Below are 15,360 nucleotides of genomic sequence, written 5' to 3' on the forward strand. Positions count from 1 at the left end.
TCGCGGCAGGACGCACACTTGAGCCATGGACCAGCAGCTCGCGATCTCCGTACGGGGACTGCGCAAGACGTACGGCGACAACGTCGCGGTGGCCGGGGTGGACCTGGACGTCCACCGGGGCGAGGTGTTCGCCCTGCTCGGCCCGAACGGCGCGGGCAAGACCACCACCGTGGAGATCCTGGAGGGCTACCGCCACCGCGACGCCGGCGAGGTCCGGGTGCTGGGCGTCGACCCGGCCAGGCCGGACGCCGACTGGCGCTCGAAGGTCGGCATCGTGCTCCAGGGCACCGGCGAGTTCGACGAGCTGACCGTCGGCGAGGTGGTCCGGCACTTCTCCGGCTTCTACCCGGACGCCGACGACCCGGCCAAGGTCGTCGAGCGGGTCGGGCTGGGCGCCAAGGCCAGGGCGCGCACGCACACGCTCTCCGGCGGGCAGAAGCGCCGTCTGGACGTGGCGCTGGGCATCGTCGGTCGCCCCGAGCTGCTCTTCCTCGACGAGCCCACCACCGGCTTCGACCCGGAGGCCCGGCGCGAGTTCTGGGAGCTGATCCGGGACCTCTCCGCCGCCGGCACCACGATCGTGCTCACCACCCACTACCTCGACGAGGCCGAGGCGCTCGCCGACCGGGTCGGTGTGATCGCCGCCGGCCGGGTGATCGAGGTAGCCCCGCCGAACGCGCTGGGCAATCGGCAGGAGTCGCTGGCGACCGTCTCCTGGCGTACCCCCGAAGGGGCGGTCGAGTCGGCGGAGACCGCGACGCCGACGGCGCTCGTGGCCGAGCTGGCCGCGCGCTTCGGCGGCGAGGTGCCCGGCCTGGCCGTGAGCCGGCCCACCCTGGAAGACGTCTACCTGCGGATGATCGGAAGCTGATGACCACCACGACGAAGCCGGCGGCCCCGGTCGCCGCCGCACCGGCCCGGCGGCCCGGCGCGGGCACGCTGGCGTTGCGCCAGGGCCGGCTGGAGATCACCCAGTTCCTGCGCAGCCGGGAGTCCGTCGTGTTCACGATGGGCTTCCCGATCATCATGATCCTGATCTTCGCGGCGATCTTCAGCGACGAGATCGCCCCGGGCGTCAGCTACACGCAATACTTCATCACCGGCATGATCGCGACCGGCCTGATGACGGTGAGCTTCCAGAACCTCGGCATCTGGATCCCGATCGAGCGGGACCGGGGCGTGCTCAAGCGCTACCGGGGCACGCCGATGCCGAAGTGGGTCTGGTTCGCCGGCAAGGTGCTCATGGTGGTGGCGATCGGCGTCGCCGAGACCGCGCTGCTGCTCGCCGTGTCGGTGGCGCTGTTCGACCTCGACCTGCCGCAGACCGCCGCCAAGTGGCTGACGTTCGGCTGGGTCGCCGTCCTCGGCGTCACCGCCTGCACGCTGTGCGGCATCGCCATCTCGTCGCTGGCCCGCACCGCCCGCAGCGGCTCGGCGGTGGTCACCCCGGTCGCGCTGGTCCTCCAGTTCATCTCCGGCGTGTTCTTCGTCTTCACCAGCCTGCCCACCTGGATGCAGCAGGTCGCCGCGCTCTTCCCGCTCAAGTGGATGTGCCAGGGGCTGCGCTCGGTGTTCCTGCCGGACAGCTTCGGCGCTCAGGAACCCGGCGGCTCGTTCGAGCTGGGCCGGGTGGCGCTGGTGCTCGGCGCGTGGTGCGTGATCGGCCTGGTGCTCTGCCTGACCACCTTCCGCTGGACCACCCGCCGCGACGGCTGAGGTGTAAGGCGGGGCCCCTTCTTAACGCCTGGCGTATAGGAAGGGGCCCCGCTTAACACCCGAGGTGGCACACTCCCCGGCATGGGACGCACGCTGAGCCGGCGGACGTTGCTCACCGCCGCCGCAGGGGTAGCCGGTGCCGGACTGGTCGGCGGGCTGGCCGCCCGGCAACTGTCCGAGCCCCGCCCCGGGCCGGGACCCGCCCTGCCGGACGCGCCGGCCGGCGACGAGCGGCTGATCCGCATCGCGTCCGCCGCCCGCGGCCGGGAGGTCGACTTCTGGACCGCCGTGCCCGAGGGGTACGGCGACGGCCGCGGCCTACCGGTCTGCCTGGTCCTGCACGGCGCCTCGGCCACCCCGCGCGACTACGGCCGGTTCGGGCTGGCCCGCTTCCTCACCGACGCGGTACGCCGTGGCGCCCCGCCGTTCGCGCTCGCCGGCGCGACAGGTGGCCGGCTCTCCTGGCGCCGGAGCGGCGACGACGACCCGCAGCGGATGGTGCGCGAGGAGGTGCCCGCCTGGTGCGCCCGGCGCGGCTTCGACAGCAGCCGGGTGGCGGTGTGGGGCTGGTCGATGGGGGGCTTCGGGGCGTTGCTGCTCGCCGAGGCGTACCCGAAATGGCTGCGGATGGCCGCGGCCTTCTCCCCCGCGGTGCGCCCCGGCGACGCGGTCTTCGCCGGGGTCGACAGGCTGCGCGGCACCCCGGTCGGGCTGTGGTGCGGCCGGCAGGACAACTTCCTGAAAGACGTCCGCGCGCTGGCCCGGGAGCTGCCCGAGAAGCCGGTACGCGCCGCCTGGGCCGACGGGCGGCACAACTTCGGCTACTGGGGCAGCGTCATTCCCGACGCGTTCGCGCTGCTCGGCGCCGCGCTCACCCCGCCCCGGACGTGAGTCGTCCGGGGCGGAGGACGCGCTCAGTACGGGTAGAAGCCCTGCCCGGTCTTGCGGCCCAGGTCACCGGCGGTGGCCATGCGCTGGAGCAGCTCCGGCGGGAAGAACTTCTCGTCGGCGGTGTCGGTGTAGATGTTGCGGGTGGCGTTGAGCAGCACGTCCACGCCGGTCAGGTCGACCGTGGCCAGCGGGCCCATGGCGTGCCCGAAGCCGAGCTTGCAGGCGGTGTCCAGGTCCTCGGCGGAGATCACGCCGGACTCGACGAGCTTGACCGCCTCCATCGCCAGCGCGCAGATCAGCCGGGTGGTGACGAAGCCGGCGATGTCCCGGTTGACCACCACCACCGTCTTGCCGATCTCCTCGGCGAACCCCTTGGCGGTGTCCATCGTCGCGTCGCTCGTCTTGTAGCCCCGGACCAGCTCGCAGAGCTTCATCATCGGCACCGGGGAGAAGAAGTGGGTGCCGACCACCGACTCCGGACGCTGCGTGGCGGTGGCGATCTGGGTGACCGGGATGGCCGAGGTGTTGGTGGCCAGCACCGCGTCCGCCTTGCAGATCTTGTCCAGCGCGCGGAACACCTCGTGCTTGACCTCGATCTTCTCGAAGACGGCCTCGACCACGATGTCCGCGTCCGCCGCCGCCTCCAGCTCGGTGGTCGGGGTGATCCGGCTCAGCGTCGCCTCGACGTCGGACGCCTCGATCTTGCCCTTCTCGGCGAACTTCGCCAGCGACTTCCGGATGCCGTCGACGCCCCGCCCCGTGGCCGCGTCGTCCACGTCGCGCAGCGTCACCTGCCAGCCCGCCTGCGCCGCCACCTGGGCGATGCCCGAGCCCATCAGCCCGGCACCGACGACCGCCAGTCGACCCGCCATCTGCTTCTCCCTCGCCCGTGGTTCTTCACTGTCTCCGCCAGAACCCTACTTAACGAAGGATAAGGAGCGTCAGATGGCCAGGTCCGGTTCCTCCGGCGCGGTGCCCCGCTCCACCTCGACGCCGAGCGCCCGCAGGTCCGCCACGAAATCCGGGTAGCCCCGGTCCACGTGGTGCACGTGCGACACCTCGGTCGTCCCGTCCGCGCAGAGCCCGGCGATGATCAGGCCGGCGCCGGCCCGGATGTCGGTGGCGCGCACCGGAGCGCCGGAGAGCCGCTCCCGGCCGCACACCAGGGCGTGATGACCGTCGGTACGGATCTCCGCGCCGAGCCGCATCATCTCGTTGGCGAACATGAACCGGCCGTCGAAGATGTTCTCCGTGATCAGGGAGCCGCCCTCGCTGACCGCGGCCAGCCCGATCGCCATCGGCAACAGGTCGGTGGCGAACCCCGGGAAGGGCAACGTGACCACGTCCACCGCCGCCGGCCGGTCGTCCATCCGTACCCGGAAGGTGTCGCCGCGCGTCTCCACCAGGCCGCCGGCCGCGACCAGCTTGTCCAGCGCGACCGCCAGGTAGGCCGGGTCGAGGCCGGTCACGGTGACGTCGCCCCGGGTCATCGCCGCGGCGAACGCCCAGGTGCCGGCGACGATCCGGTCCCCCACCGTGGCGTGCCGCACCGGGCGCAGGCCGGGCACGCCGACGATGTGCAGCGTCGACGTGCCGGCGCCGGTGATCCGGGCGCCCATCCGGTTCAGCATGGTGCAGATGTCGACGATCTCCGGCTCCCGGGCCGCGTTGTCGATCGTCGTGGCGCCCCGGGCCAGCACGGCCGCCATCACCAGATTCTCGGTGGCGCCGACGCTCGGGAAGTCCAGCACGATGTCCGCGCCGTGCAGCCCGTCCGGCGCCTCGGCGATGACGAACCCGTGCTCGCCGGAGATCTCCGCGCCCATCCGGGCCAGCCCGGCGATGTGCATGTCCAGGCCGCGCGAGCCGATGGCGTCGCCGCCGGGGTGGGCCACCCGCACGTGCCCCCGGCGGGCCAGCAGCGGGCCGAGCACGCAGATCGAGGCACGCAGCCGGCGGACCAACTCGTAGTCGGCCTCCGCGCCGAGCCGCTCCGGCACGTCGATGACGACCGAGCGGGACCGCTCCTTGCCGCCGCGGGCCACCATCGGGTCGACCGGGTCGTCCGGGCCGAAGCGTACGCCGCAGCCGAGCCGCCGCAGCACCTCGCCCATGATCGCGATATCGGTGATCCGGGGCACGTTGGTGATCACGCTGCGGCCGGGCGCGAGCAGCGCGGCGGCCATCAGCTTCAACGCCGAGTTCTTCGCGCCCACCACGTGCACGGTGCCGGCCAGCCGGGCCTCCCCGCGTACCCGGATGACGTCGACGTCGCTGACCGCCGGGTCGCCGGCGTCACCCGGCCCCACCGCGGTCGGCCGGTCCGGCCGCACCGGGATGGTCAGGTCCGGTATCCGTAGGCTGTGCGTCATGGCCGTCCACCTCACGCGCATCTACACCAAGGCCGGCGACGCCGGCATGACCAGGCTGAGCAACAACGAGCAGGTGCCGAAGACCGATCCGCGGATCGTCGCGTACGCGGACGTCGACGAGTGCAACGCCTCGATCGGCGTCGCCCTCGCCCTCGGGCAGCTCCCCGACGACCTGCGTACCGTGCTGCAATCCGTGCAGAACGACATGTTCGACGTCGGAGCTGACCTGGCGACCCCGGTGGAGCCGGACCCGGCGTACCCGCCGTTGCGGGTCACCGAGGAGTACGTCGAGCGCCTCGAAGGCTGGTGCGACGAGTACAACGCGCGCCTGAGCAAGCTCGACTCCTTCATCCTCCCCGGCGGCACCGCGGGCGCGGCACTGCTGCACGTGGCACGGACGACCGCCCGGCGCGCCGAGCGTGCGGCATGGGCGCTCGTCACGGCCGACCCCGACCGGACCAGCACCCTCCCGGCAAAGTATCTCAACCGGCTCTCCGATCTGCTTTTTATCCTGTCAAGAACGGCAAATCCGGGCGGAGACGTGCTATGGGTGCCGGGCGGGAAGCGCTGACCACCGGCGGCCTGCACCACGTGGAGGTCTGGGTACCCGACCTGGGGCAGGCCAGACGTACCTGGGGCTGGCTTCTCGGCGAGTTGGGCTGGACGCCGTACCAGGACTGGCCGGCCGGCCGCTCCTGGCGACACGGGCCCACCTACCTGGTGCTGGAGGAGTCCCCGGCGCTCACCGGCCGCGTCCACGACCGGCTCGCGCCGGGCCTCAACCACCTGGCCTTCCACGCCGGCCCGCCGGCCGCCGTCGACCGTCTGGTCGCCGCCGCCCCCGAGCACGGCTGGACGTTGCTCTTCCCGGACCGGCATCCGCACGCCGCCTACCTCACCGACAACCAGGGGTACGAGGTCGAGCTGGTCGTTTCGGTAGGGTGAAGCTGAGACGCCGAAGGCCGGCACCCCGTGTTCGAGGTGCCGGCCTTCGTCTGCGCTTACTTGTTCCAGTGCTGGTTGACCAGGTCGGTGGCCTGGTTCTCCCACTGGGCGTAGGCGTCGGGGTACGCGGACACCTGCACGGTCTGGGCGGCTTCGGTCAGCGGCATGTCCTGCCAGCCGTCGACCTGCTTGAGGCCCTTGAGGAATGCCAGGGTGGAGTATTCGGGGTTGGTGATCTGCTCCGGGGTGCCCCAGCCGGAGGAGGGACGCTGCTGGAACAGTCCCAGCGAGTCGTGGTCGTTGGTGTCGCCGAGGTGGCCCAGGTTCTCCAGCTTCGACTCCTGCAAGCTCGTGGCGATGGAGATGACCGCGGCCCGCTCGGGCAGGCCGGCCTTCTTCGTCGCGGCGATGATCGCCTTGACGTTCGCGGTCTGCTCACCGTTGAGGGTGATGCTCGACTGCTTACCTTCGGCCTGCACGGCGACCGGCTTACCCGCCGTGGCGGCGTGGGCGGTGTCGGCGTGGGCGGCGATCGGACCGGCGAACACACCACCGGTGAACGCCAGACCAGCGATACCCAGAACGCTCTTACGCAGGATCGTGTTCATCAGGGGGCTCCATTCCGGGGGTCGACACACACACCACCGGGGGGGGTCGGGCGCGTGTGCAAGCACCGTCAGGCGCTCAAAGCCTTTTCGGGGGGTCCGGCGGCTTCGCGGGGCGGTGCCTCAACGCGGATGGGCCGGAGTGACTGTGTAACGACCGGCTGCCCACCGCCATTCCCAGGGGGCGCATCGGACCGCGCGGCATGGGGGGCGCTGGCCTTCCTCGGTCGTTCACCGGGTTACAACGCCCCCACCCCGGCGACGATTCCACCCGTCGGAGTGCCACCCACCACCCCCGAACCGGACACCCCACCCACCCGCCACACCACGACCGGATCCGCACACCGTCAAACACCCCAAGCCCACAACGGGAACGACGCAGGCGCCTCAACACGCCGGAGACACCCCTGACGTTCCACCCGTGCCCCGCCCAGGCCACCACTGGAACGCCAGGGGTGTCTCAGCACGCCGGAGACACCCGTAGCGTTCCACCCGTGCTCCGTTCAGGCGACGACTGGAACGTCAGGGGTGTCTCCGGACACCGCAGACACCCACACCGTTCCACCCGCACTCCGCCCAGCCCACGACCGGCACGCCAGGGGTGTCTCACGCGCCGCAGGCGTCCGTGACGCTCCACCCCGCCCGTGCCTGGAACGCCACGGGGGCATCGGCGCTGCGCAGACACCCACCACGTTCCGCCCAGTCGCCATGCGCGGCCAGCCCTTCTCGCCCCGCCGCGAGGGGAACAGCCGGAGCACCATGGAGGCACCCGGGGTGGCGACATCGCTCCCGCCGCGTCGCCGAACTGGAGTCAGTCAAGAAAGCCGGCCGGGCACGACCGGTCGGGGAAGGACCCGCGTCAGGCGGCGGGCCAGTCCTGGGAGGCCATACGCGGCGAGACCGCCCCCGGAGGGGCGGCCTCGAGCCAGGAGAGGAAGCCAGTGACCGTGGAGCGCGCCATGGCGATCTCGACCGGAGCGTGGTGACTGGTACAGCGCAGGATCACCCAGTCGGGCGGCATGGAGAGGCGCTCCTGCCCCTCCGGCAGCCGGCGTCGCTCCACCGCCAGCCCCTTGCGGGAGAGCACCCGCTTCGGGCGCAACGCGAAGCTGAACATGCGGTACCACCGAAGCTGGTCGCCGACGAAGCGGCCGAAGCCGGGCGACCAGCCGCGACCGTCGAGCATGGTGGTGACCCGGACGCTCAGTCGGATGATGCCCCCGCTACGGGTGAACAGGGCCCGCCGGATGAAGAGGATCAGAAGCGCGACGACGACGATCGCAACGCCGACTCCGATCCCTTCCACGATCTCCATCGGCGGGTCGGCTCAGCGGGCCGGGGTGGCCGGGGTGGCGCTCTCGGCGAGGACTGTCACGCCCTCACCGGTCACCGACAGGAAGCCGCCGGCGACGTCGTACGCGACCTGCTGACCGCCGGCCTGCTTGATGCGGACCTGGCTGGGCTCCGCGAGCTGGCCGAGCAGCGGCGCGTGTCCCGGCAGCACACCGAGCTCGCCCTCGGTCGTGCGGGCGACCACCATCTCGGCCTCACCGGTCCAGACCTTCTCCTCGACGGCTACGAGCTCGACGTGAAGCTGCTGTGCCACGCTGTCTCCTTGCTGCGGCGGCGGATTGCCGAAAGTCTAGTCGCGTCCTCGTCGCCCGCCCACGGCGGGTGGTGAGAGCCGGACCACGTCGTCCCGCACGCGCTCAGGCTACTTGCTCTTCTGCTTGAAGTCGGGGTGCTCCAGCAGGAACCCGTCGAGCTGGTCGGTGCGCAGGGCGGCGAAGAAGTCGTCGGCCGGGTCCAACAGCTGCTCACCCCGGTAGGCGCTGCCGCTTCCGATCGGGGCGCCGGGCAGCTTGATCGTCTCGATCGAGTCGGAGCGGATGCCCTTCAGGGCGAGGCCGAAGTCGACGACGCTGTTGCCCCGGCCGTTGAAGATGAGCGACTGCCCGGCCGCGCGGAGCACCCGGTCCAGCTTGATCGGGTTGGCCACCACGTCGGCGCTGAACGCCTGGCTCACCATCGCCTTGACGAACTGCTGCTGGTGCCGCTGCCGGCCGTAGTCGGCGTCCGGCACGCCGTTCTTCGGATAGCGCTGGCGGACGTAGTCCAGCGCCTGCCAGCCGTTGAGGTGGGCGTCGCCCTTCTCGTACCGTGCCTGCGGGCCGAGGTAGCCGCCGCCACCGGGCTTGAGCTGGCGCGGCGAGCCGTCCGGCTGGAGGTGCTCGGACTTGACGTCGCGCTCGATGTACATGTCGACGCCGCCCATGGCGTCGACGATCTTCTTGAACCCGCTGAAGTTGATGATCGCGCCGGCGTCGAACCGCTTGATGCCGGTGACCTCCTGGACGGTCTTGGCGAGCAGCTCGAAGCCCTGTGCGGCGCTCGGGTCCTCGCCCGGCACGTTGCTGCCGTGCGACATCGCGGCGTTGATCCGGTCGTTGCCGCCGCGGTAGTCGGCCTTCGGGAAGGCCGGGATGTCCACCCGCAGGTCACGTGGGAGGGAGAAGAGATAGGCCCGGTCCATGCTGGCCGGCACGTGCAGAACCATGATCGAGTCGGAGAGCGGCCGGGTCCTCGGGTTGCGGGGGTCGATGCCGACCAGCAGGATGTTGAGCGGGCCCTTGATGTCGCTCTTCTTCTCGGTGGCGCCGGCGGCCTGCTCACCGAAGAGGTCGCCCTTGCCGACCGCGCCCTCGTAGCGGGCCACGAGTGTGTTGTAGCCCACAAGCACCGAGCCGCTGAGCACCATCATGACGACCCCGAGGATGGTGCAGACCCGCGCCCATCGGGGCACGCCACGCCACAGGGACCGCTTGCCGCGATCCGTGCCGCCCTTACCCACGAGCATCTCCAATCGTTGCGCCCACGAAGTGGAGACGGGCGCGGGGGTCCGTTTCGTTGCAGAGATCAACGGCCGTGACGTGAATTCGTGTCACGAACGGTACCGCGCCCTCCGGCGAACCGCCCGCCCGCGAACCGGGCATCGGCTGGGTGACCTGCCGGGAACAGGCGGAGGCCGCCCCGACGGGATGTCGGGACGGCCTCCGTGGTGTGAGCGGGCTCTCAGCCCTCCTCGCCCATCAGCTCCTCGGCCTTGGCCTTGAGGTCCTCCAGGCCGCCGCACATGAAGAACGCCTGCTCCGGGAAGTGGTCGAACTCCCCCTCGCTGATCCGGCGGAAGGCGTCGATGGTCTCCGAGATCGGCACCGTCGAGCCGGGAACGCCGGTGAACTGCTCGGCCGCGTACGTGTTCTGCGACAGGAACCGCTCGATCCGGCGGGCGCGGCCGACGGTGAGCTTGTCCTCCTCGGAGAGCTCCTCGATGCCGAGGATGGCGATGATGTCCTGCAGGTCCTTGTAGCGCTGCAGGATCCGCTTCACCTCGGTGGCGACGGCGAAGTGGTCCTCGCCGACGAACTCCGGGGCGAGGATCCGGGACGAGGACGCCAGCGGGTCCACGGCCGGGTAGATGCCCTTGTCGGAGATCGACCGCTCCAGGTTGGTGGTCGCGTCGAGGTGGGCGAACGTGGTGGCCGGCGCCGGGTCGGTGTAGTCGTCGGCGGGCACGTAGATCGCCTGCATCGAGGTGATGGCCTGGCCCCGGACGGAGGTGATCCGCTCCTGGAGCTCGCCCATCTCGTCGGCCAGGGTCGGCTGGTAACCCACGGCGCTCGGCATCCGGCCGAGCAGCGTGGAGACCTCGGAACCGGCCTGGGTGAAGCGGAAGATGTTGTCGATGAAGAGCAGCACCTCCTGCTTCTTCACGTCACGGAAGTACTCCGCCATGGTCAGGGCCGACAGCGCGACCCGCAGCCGGGTGCCCGGCGGCTCGTCCATCTGGCCGTAGACCAGCGCGGTCTTGTCGATGACGCCGGACTCGGTCATCTCGGCGATGAGGTCGTTGCCCTCACGGGTGCGCTCACCCACGCCGGCGAAGACCGAGGTGCCACCGAAGTTCCGCGCCACCCGGGTGATCATCTCCTGGATGAGCACCGTCTTGCCCACGCCCGCGCCGCCGAACAGGCCGATCTTGCCGCCCTTGACGTACGGGGCGAGCAGGTCGATGACCTTGATGCCGGTCTCCAGCATCTCGGTCTTCGGCTCCAGGTCCGCGAAGGCCGGGGCCTTGCGGTGGATGCCCCAGTGGTCGTCGGCGTTGATCGTCTCGCCCTCGGTGAGGTTGAGGCACTCGCCGATCGCGTTGAACACGTGGCCCTTGACCGCGTCGCCGACCGGCACGCTGATCGGCGCGCCGGTGTCGCGGACGTCGGCGCCGCGGACCAGGCCGTCGGTCGGCTGCATCGAGATGGCGCGGACCAGGTTGTCACCCAGGTGCTGGGCGACCTCCAGGGTCAGCGTCTTCTCACCGCCGGAGAGCGTCACGTCGACGTGCAGGGCGTTGAACAGCTCCGGCATGGCGTCGCGCGGGAACTCGGCGTCGACGACCGGGCCGATGACCCGGACCACGCGACCCGTGGCCGTCTTGGTCTCCACTGCGGATACAGTCATCACACTTCACTTCCCGACGCGGCCAGCGCGTTCGCGCCGCCGACGATCTCACTGATCTCCTGGGTGATCCCGGCCTGACGGGCCGAGTTCATCTCGCGCGTGTACTTCTCGATCATCTCTTCGGCGTTGTCGGTGGCGCTCTTCATCGCCCGCCGACGCGCGGCCGACTCACTCGCCGCCGACTCCAGCAACGCCGCGTAGATCCGCGTGTTGATGTACTTCGGCAGCAGCGCGTCGAGCAACGACTCCGGTTCCGGCTCGAACTCGTACGCCGGCAGCAGACCCTCGGACCGCGGCCGGTCCTCGACCTCCATCGGGCCGATGATCCGGGTGACCGGGTTCTGCGTCATCAGGGACTTGAACTCGGTGTAGACGATGTGCAGCTCGTCCACCCCGAGGATCCCGTCCGCGCCGGCGTGACCGTCCGTGTCGTCCGCGCCGGCGGTGAACGCCTTGATCAGCGTGTCACCGACCTCGCGGGCGTCGTCGAACGACGGCTGCTCGGAGAAGCCCGTCCAGCTTCCGGCGATCTCCCGGTTGCGGAACCGGTAGTACGCCACGCCCTTGCGGCCGATGACGTAGAGCACCGGCTCCTTGCCGTCGGCCCGCAGCCGGGCGATGAGCGACTCGGCGGTCCGGATCGCGTTCGAGCTGTAGCCGCCGGCCAGGCCGCGGTCGGCGGTGACCAGCAGGACGCCCGCCCGCCGCACCCGCTCACGCGCGGTGAGCAGCGGGTGGTCGATCCGCGCGTTCGAGGCCAGCGCCGTCAGCACGCCGGTGATCGCTTCGGCGTACGGCAGCGACGCCGCCACCTTGGCCTGGGCCTTGGCGATGCGGCTCGTCGCGACGAGCTCCATCGCCTTGGTGATCTTCTTCATCCCCTTGGCGGACCGGATCCGCTGCCGGAGAACGCGTACCTGGGCGGCCATCGGATCAGCTCTCGGCCGGGCGGTCGGTGTTGCCGTCGCGGAAGCGGGTCACCGTCTCGCGGGTCTGGTCACCCTCCAGCGGCTCGGCCGGGGCCTCGTTGACGCGGACCTCGTCCTCCTTGCCCAGGAAGACCTGCTTGAACTCGGTGATCGCCGAGTCCAGCGAGGAGATGATGTCGTCGCCCCACTTGTTGTCCGCGATCGAGGCCAGCACGCCCTCGTGCTTGTGGCGCAGGTACTGGAGGAACTCCGACTCGAAGCGGCGGACCTCGCCGACCGGGACGTCGTCGAGCTTGCCCTCGGTGCCGGCCCAGACGGAGACGACCTGCTCGTTCACCGGGTACGGCGAGTAGTTCGGCTGCTTGAGCAGCTCCACCAGCCGGGCGCCCCGGTTGAGCTGGTTCTGCGACGCCCGGTCCAGGTCGGAGGCGAAGGCGGCGAACGCCTCCAGCTCACGGAACTGGGCCAGGTTCAGCCGCAGCGAGCCGGCGACCTTCTTCATCGGCTTCACCTGCGCGGCGCCACCGACCCGGGAGACCGAGGTGCCGACGTTGATCGCCGGCCGGACGCCCTGGTTGAACAGGTCGGTCTCGAGGAAGATCTGACCGTCGGTGATCGAGATGACGTTGGTCGGAATGAACGCCGAGATGTCGTTCGCCTTGGTCTCGATGATCGGCAGGCCGGTCATCGAGCCGCCGCCCAGCTCGTCGGAGAGCTTCGCGCAGCGCTCCAGCAGGCGGGAGTGCAGGTAGAAGACGTCACCCGGGTACGCCTCACGGCCCGGCGGGCGACGCAGCAGCAGCGACACGGCCCGGTACGCCTCGGCCTGCTTGCTCAGGTCGTCGAAGACGATCAGGACGTGCTTGCCGCCGTACATCCAGTGCTGCCCGATGGACGAGCCGGTGTAGGGCGCGAGGTACTTGAAGCCGGCCGGGTCCGACGCCGGGGAGGCGACGATGGTGGTGTATTCCATCGCGCCGGCCTCCTCAAGCGTCCCCTTGATGGAGGCGATGGTGGAGGCCTTCTGGCCGATCGCGACGTAGATGCAGCGGACCTGCTTCGTCGGGTCGCCGGAGCGCCAGTTGTCCCGCTGGTTGAGGATGGCGTCGAGCGCGACCGTGGTCTTGCCGGTCTTCCGGTCGCCGATGATGAGCTGGCGCTGGCCGCGGCCGATCGGGGTCATCGCGTCGACGGCCTTGATGCCGGTCTGCAGCGGCTCGGAGACCGACTGCCGGGCCATCACGTTCGGGGCCTGGAGCTCCAGCTCGCGGTAGCCCTCGTTGGCGATGTCGCCGATGGCGTCGATCGGCTCGCCGAGCGCGTTGACCACGCGGCCGAGGAACGCGTCCCCGACCGGCACGGAGAGCACCCGGCCGGTGCGCTTGACGCGCTGGCCCTCTTCGATCCCGCCGAAGTCACCGAGGACGACGACACCGATCTCCCGGACGTCGAGGTTCAACGCCACGCCGAGCGTGCCGTCCTCGAACTCCAGGAGCTCGTTGGTCATGGTCGAGGGCAGACCCTCGACGTGGGCGATGCCGTCGCCGGCGTCGGCGACGGTGCCGACCTCCTCACGGGAGACGTCGGCCGTGTAGGAGGAGACGTAGCGCTCCAGGGCGCCGCGGATCTCCTCCGTCGAGATGGTCAGCTCGGCCATCCTCTGCTTCCTTAAAGTTCAGGGGCCCGGGATACCTAGTACCGACCGGTCCGATGGCGTCGAATCAGGGCTGCTAAGACGCTGGTCAGCGCTTTGCGAGCGCGTTGCGGGTCTCGTTGAGGCGGCGCAGGACGGTGCCGTCGTACAGGTCGGAACCGACCCGTACGCGCACCCCGCCGAGCACGTCGGGGTCGACCGTCTGCTTGACGGACACCTCCCGACCGTACATCTCGGTGAGGCGGGCACCGAGGCGTCGCTCCTCCTCGTCGGTGAGCGGAGCCGCCACGGTCACGTACGCGACCTGGCGGTCCCGCCGGTCGGCGGCCAGCTCGACCAGCCGGGTGAGCGCACCGGTGAAGGAGCGTCCCCCGAAGCCGGCGAGCGCGGCCTCGACGAGGCGGACGGTGACCGGGCGGGCCTTGCCGTCGAGCAGCGCGCCGGTGAGGCCGGCCCGCCGTTCGGCCGGGGCCATCGGGTCGGAGAGCGCGTTCGACAGCTCGACGGAGCCGGAGACGACCTGCCCGAAGCGGAACAGCTCGTCCTCGACCTCGCCCAGCTCACCGGCCGAGTCGGCGCTCGCCAGGAGCGCCTCCACGCCGAGCCGCTCGACGCCGTCGAGCAGCTCCGACGGGGCCGACCAGCGGCCGGAAACCAGCGCGGTGAGCAGGTCGAGCGCGTCCGCGCCGACCTTGCCGCTCAGGATCCCGGTGAGCAGCGCGCCACGGTCCTCGCCCGAGCGGGCCGGGTCGGAGAGCGCCCGCCGCAGCCGCGGCTCGCGCCGCAGCAGGGCGGCGACGGAGAGGACGTCGTCGGCGGTGGAGGCCACCGCCGACGGCTCCGCGCCGCGGACGTACGTGTCGAGGCGGTCGACCCCGGCCCGGTACGACTCCCGGCTGGCGGCCTGCATCAGCGGGCCCCCGTGCTCTCGAGACCGTTCAGGAACCGGTCGACGGTGCCCTTGCGCCGCGCCTCGTCGGCCAGCGACTCGCCGACGATCTTGCTGGCCAGGTCCACCGCGATGGTGCCCATCTCGGTGCGCAGCTCGCGCACGATGGTGGCCCGCTCGGCCTGGAGCTGCTCCTTGCCGGCGGCGATGACCCGGTCGGACTCCTCGCGCGCCTTGGCGAGGATGTCCTGGCGGATGCCCTCGGCGTCGGCCCGGGCGTCGTCCCGGATCCGGGCGGCGTCGGTACGCGCCTCGGCGAGCTGCGCCCGGTATTGCTCGAGGAGTTGGTTCGCCTCGGCCTGGGCGGCCTCGGCGCGCTTGATGCCGCCCTCGATCGCGTCGACCCGGGCCTGGAACGTCTGCTCCATGCGCGGGAAGACGAACTTCATCAGCACGAAGCAGAGGACACCGAAGGCGACCAGCCCGACCACGATCTCCTGCCAGACAGGGATGATCGGGTTGTGGGTCGTCTCACCACCCTCAGCGGCGAGGAAGTACATGGGAAAACCTCCCGGTCAAAGGGGCTGGATCAGGCGGTGCCGGCCCAGATGAAGCCGAAGGCGATGCCGAGCAGCGCCAGCGCCTCGATGACGGCGAAGCCGATCCAGACGTAGGGGAGGGTCATCCGGGACGACTCCGGCTGGCGGGCGGTCGACTGGATGTAGGCCGAGAAGACCAGGCCCACGCCGATGCCCGGGCCGATGGCGGCCAGGCCGTAACCGATGGCAGCGGTGCTGCCCGTTACCTCGGCAAGGATGCTCATTACGGTTCCTCCTGGTTA

17 protein-coding genes are annotated in these 15,360 nt (G+C 70.7%); 5 read left to right on the plus strand and 12 right to left on the minus strand.

Features of this window, described 5'->3' with window-relative positions:
• Positions 1-25 precede the first annotated feature (25 nt).
• The 3 genes from O7619_RS27925 (at position 26) to O7619_RS27935 (ending at position 2,607) form a co-directional block, all read left to right on the plus strand.
• Positions 26-871 carry an ABC transporter ATP-binding protein gene (locus O7619_RS27925; RefSeq protein ID WP_282284409.1) on the plus strand — a complete coding sequence of 282 codons (846 nt, stop codon included), beginning with the start codon at positions 26-28 and terminating at the stop codon, positions 869-871.
• Positions 871-1,716 (plus strand): ABC transporter permease, encoded by an 846-nt coding sequence (locus O7619_RS27930; RefSeq protein WP_282284410.1) that lies wholly within the window; start codon positions 871-873, stop codon positions 1,714-1,716. Before O7619_RS27925 ends, O7619_RS27930 begins: the two co-directional genes overlap by 1 nt.
• Positions 1,717-1,797: 81 nt before the next feature.
• Positions 1,798-2,607 carry an alpha/beta hydrolase-fold protein gene (locus tag O7619_RS27935; RefSeq protein WP_282284412.1) on the plus strand — a complete coding sequence of 270 codons (810 nt, stop codon included), beginning with the start codon at positions 1,798-1,800 and terminating at the stop codon, positions 2,605-2,607.
• 23 nt (positions 2,608-2,630) lie between these two features.
• Here O7619_RS27935 and O7619_RS27940 read toward each other — a convergent pair whose 3' ends face one another.
• Positions 2,631-3,479, minus strand: coding sequence for a 3-hydroxyacyl-CoA dehydrogenase family protein (locus O7619_RS27940; protein ID WP_282284413.1), 849 nt, complete (start codon positions 3,477-3,479; stop codon positions 2,631-2,633).
• 69 nt (positions 3,480-3,548) lie between these two features.
• Complete coding sequence (gene murA, locus O7619_RS27945; RefSeq protein ID WP_282284415.1) at positions 3,549-4,979, minus strand: UDP-N-acetylglucosamine 1-carboxyvinyltransferase; 1,431 nt, start codon at positions 4,977-4,979, stop codon at positions 3,549-3,551.
• Between murA and O7619_RS27950 the strand changes: the two genes are divergently transcribed.
• Together O7619_RS27950 and O7619_RS27955 are read left to right on the plus strand one after the other, a co-directional pair.
• Positions 4,978-5,550: a cob(I)yrinic acid a,c-diamide adenosyltransferase gene (locus O7619_RS27950; RefSeq protein ID WP_282284416.1), complete on the plus strand. Its 573-nt coding sequence runs from the start codon at positions 4,978-4,980 to the stop codon at positions 5,548-5,550. The two genes, murA and O7619_RS27950, sit on opposite strands and share 2 nt — an antisense overlap.
• Complete coding sequence (locus O7619_RS27955) at positions 5,526-5,924, plus strand: VOC family protein (protein WP_282284417.1); 399 nt, start codon at positions 5,526-5,528, stop codon at positions 5,922-5,924. Before O7619_RS27950 ends, O7619_RS27955 begins: the two co-directional genes overlap by 25 nt.
• A gap of 56 nt (positions 5,925-5,980) precedes the next feature.
• Here the strand turns inward: O7619_RS27955 and O7619_RS27960 are convergent, their stop codons facing one another.
• The 10 genes from O7619_RS27960 to O7619_RS28005 form a co-directional block, all read right to left on the minus strand.
• A complete protein-coding gene (locus O7619_RS27960) occupies positions 5,981-6,532 on the minus strand; it encodes a hypothetical protein (RefSeq protein ID WP_282284419.1) in 552 nt (183 codons plus the stop codon).
• A gap of 856 nt (positions 6,533-7,388) precedes the next feature.
• On the minus strand, positions 7,389-7,844 hold the full coding sequence (locus O7619_RS27965) for a DUF2550 domain-containing protein (protein ID WP_282284420.1): 456 nt from the start codon (positions 7,842-7,844) through the stop codon (positions 7,389-7,391).
• A 12-nt stretch (positions 7,845-7,856) separates the two neighbouring features.
• Entirely contained in the window at positions 7,857-8,135 is a 279-nt protein-coding gene (locus tag O7619_RS27970) for a F0F1 ATP synthase subunit epsilon (RefSeq protein ID WP_047893558.1), read from the minus strand.
• Between the two features lie 108 nt (positions 8,136-8,243).
• Positions 8,244-9,386, minus strand: coding sequence for an LCP family protein (locus O7619_RS27975; protein ID WP_282284422.1), 1,143 nt, complete (start codon positions 9,384-9,386; stop codon positions 8,244-8,246).
• A 215-nt stretch (positions 9,387-9,601) separates the two neighbouring features.
• Complete coding sequence (atpD, locus tag O7619_RS27980; RefSeq protein WP_282284423.1) at positions 9,602-11,047, minus strand: F0F1 ATP synthase subunit beta; 1,446 nt, start codon at positions 11,045-11,047, stop codon at positions 9,602-9,604.
• Positions 11,047-11,976, minus strand: coding sequence for a F0F1 ATP synthase subunit gamma (locus tag O7619_RS27985; RefSeq protein WP_282284424.1), 930 nt, complete (start codon positions 11,974-11,976; stop codon positions 11,047-11,049). The genes atpD and O7619_RS27985 overlap by 1 nt, the downstream gene beginning before the upstream one ends.
• Before the next feature lie 4 nt (positions 11,977-11,980).
• Positions 11,981-13,633 carry a F0F1 ATP synthase subunit alpha gene (gene atpA, locus O7619_RS27990; protein WP_282284425.1) on the minus strand — a complete coding sequence of 551 codons (1,653 nt, stop codon included), beginning with the start codon at positions 13,631-13,633 and terminating at the stop codon, positions 11,981-11,983.
• Between the two features lie 85 nt (positions 13,634-13,718).
• On the minus strand, positions 13,719-14,540 hold the full coding sequence (locus O7619_RS27995) for a F0F1 ATP synthase subunit delta (protein WP_282284426.1): 822 nt from the start codon (positions 14,538-14,540) through the stop codon (positions 13,719-13,721).
• Positions 14,540-15,079: a F0F1 ATP synthase subunit B gene (locus tag O7619_RS28000; RefSeq protein WP_282284427.1), complete on the minus strand. Its 540-nt coding sequence runs from the start codon at positions 15,077-15,079 to the stop codon at positions 14,540-14,542. Before O7619_RS28000 ends, O7619_RS27995 begins: the two co-directional genes overlap by 1 nt.
• A 29-nt stretch (positions 15,080-15,108) precedes the next feature.
• A complete protein-coding gene (locus O7619_RS28005) occupies positions 15,109-15,342 on the minus strand; it encodes an ATP synthase subunit C (protein WP_046563803.1) in 234 nt (77 codons plus the stop codon).
• Positions 15,343-15,360: the final 18 nt, after the last annotated feature.

The organism is Micromonospora sp. WMMD998 (assembly GCF_029581235.1).
Classification (GTDB): Bacteria; Actinomycetota; Actinomycetes; order Mycobacteriales; family Micromonosporaceae; genus Micromonospora.

What these genes read in the sequence shown, in the direction of transcription:
- O7619_RS27925 (WP_282284409.1), top strand. Translation starts at nt 26, where the DNA reads ATGGACCAGCAGCTCGCGATCTCCGTACGGGGACTGCGCAAGACGTAC.
- O7619_RS27930 (WP_282284410.1), top strand. Translation starts at nt 871, where the DNA reads ATGACCACCACGACGAAGCCGGCGGCCCCGGTCGCCGCCGCACCGGCC.
- O7619_RS27935 (WP_282284412.1), top strand. Translation starts at nt 1,798, where the DNA reads ATGGGACGCACGCTGAGCCGGCGGACGTTGCTCACCGCCGCCGCAGGG.
- O7619_RS27940 (WP_282284413.1), bottom strand. Translation starts at nt 3,479, where the DNA reads ATGGCGGGTCGACTGGCGGTCGTCGGTGCCGGGCTGATGGGCTCGGGC.
- O7619_RS27950 (WP_282284416.1), top strand. Translation starts at nt 4,978, where the DNA reads ATGGCCGTCCACCTCACGCGCATCTACACCAAGGCCGGCGACGCCGGC.
- murA (WP_282284415.1), bottom strand. Translation starts at nt 4,979, where the DNA reads ATGACGCACAGCCTACGGATACCGGACCTGACCATCCCGGTGCGGCCG.
- O7619_RS27955 (WP_282284417.1), top strand. Translation starts at nt 5,526, where the DNA reads ATGGGTGCCGGGCGGGAAGCGCTGACCACCGGCGGCCTGCACCACGTG.
- O7619_RS27960 (WP_282284419.1), bottom strand. Translation starts at nt 6,532, where the DNA reads ATGAACACGATCCTGCGTAAGAGCGTTCTGGGTATCGCTGGTCTGGCG.
- O7619_RS27965 (WP_282284420.1), bottom strand. Translation starts at nt 7,844, where the DNA reads ATGGAGATCGTGGAAGGGATCGGAGTCGGCGTTGCGATCGTCGTCGTC.
- O7619_RS27975 (WP_282284422.1), bottom strand. Translation starts at nt 9,386, where the DNA reads ATGCTCGTGGGTAAGGGCGGCACGGATCGCGGCAAGCGGTCCCTGTGG.
- atpD (WP_282284423.1), bottom strand. Translation starts at nt 11,047, where the DNA reads ATGACTGTATCCGCAGTGGAGACCAAGACGGCCACGGGTCGCGTGGTC.
- O7619_RS27985 (WP_282284424.1), bottom strand. Translation starts at nt 11,976, where the DNA reads ATGGCCGCCCAGGTACGCGTTCTCCGGCAGCGGATCCGGTCCGCCAAG.
- atpA (WP_282284425.1), bottom strand. Translation starts at nt 13,633, where the DNA reads ATGGCCGAGCTGACCATCTCGACGGAGGAGATCCGCGGCGCCCTGGAG.
- O7619_RS27995 (WP_282284426.1), bottom strand. Translation starts at nt 14,540, where the DNA reads ATGCAGGCCGCCAGCCGGGAGTCGTACCGGGCCGGGGTCGACCGCCTC.
- O7619_RS28000 (WP_282284427.1), bottom strand. Translation starts at nt 15,079, where the DNA reads ATGTACTTCCTCGCCGCTGAGGGTGGTGAGACGACCCACAACCCGATC.
- O7619_RS28005 (WP_046563803.1), bottom strand. Translation starts at nt 15,342, where the DNA reads ATGAGCATCCTTGCCGAGGTAACGGGCAGCACCGCTGCCATCGGTTAC.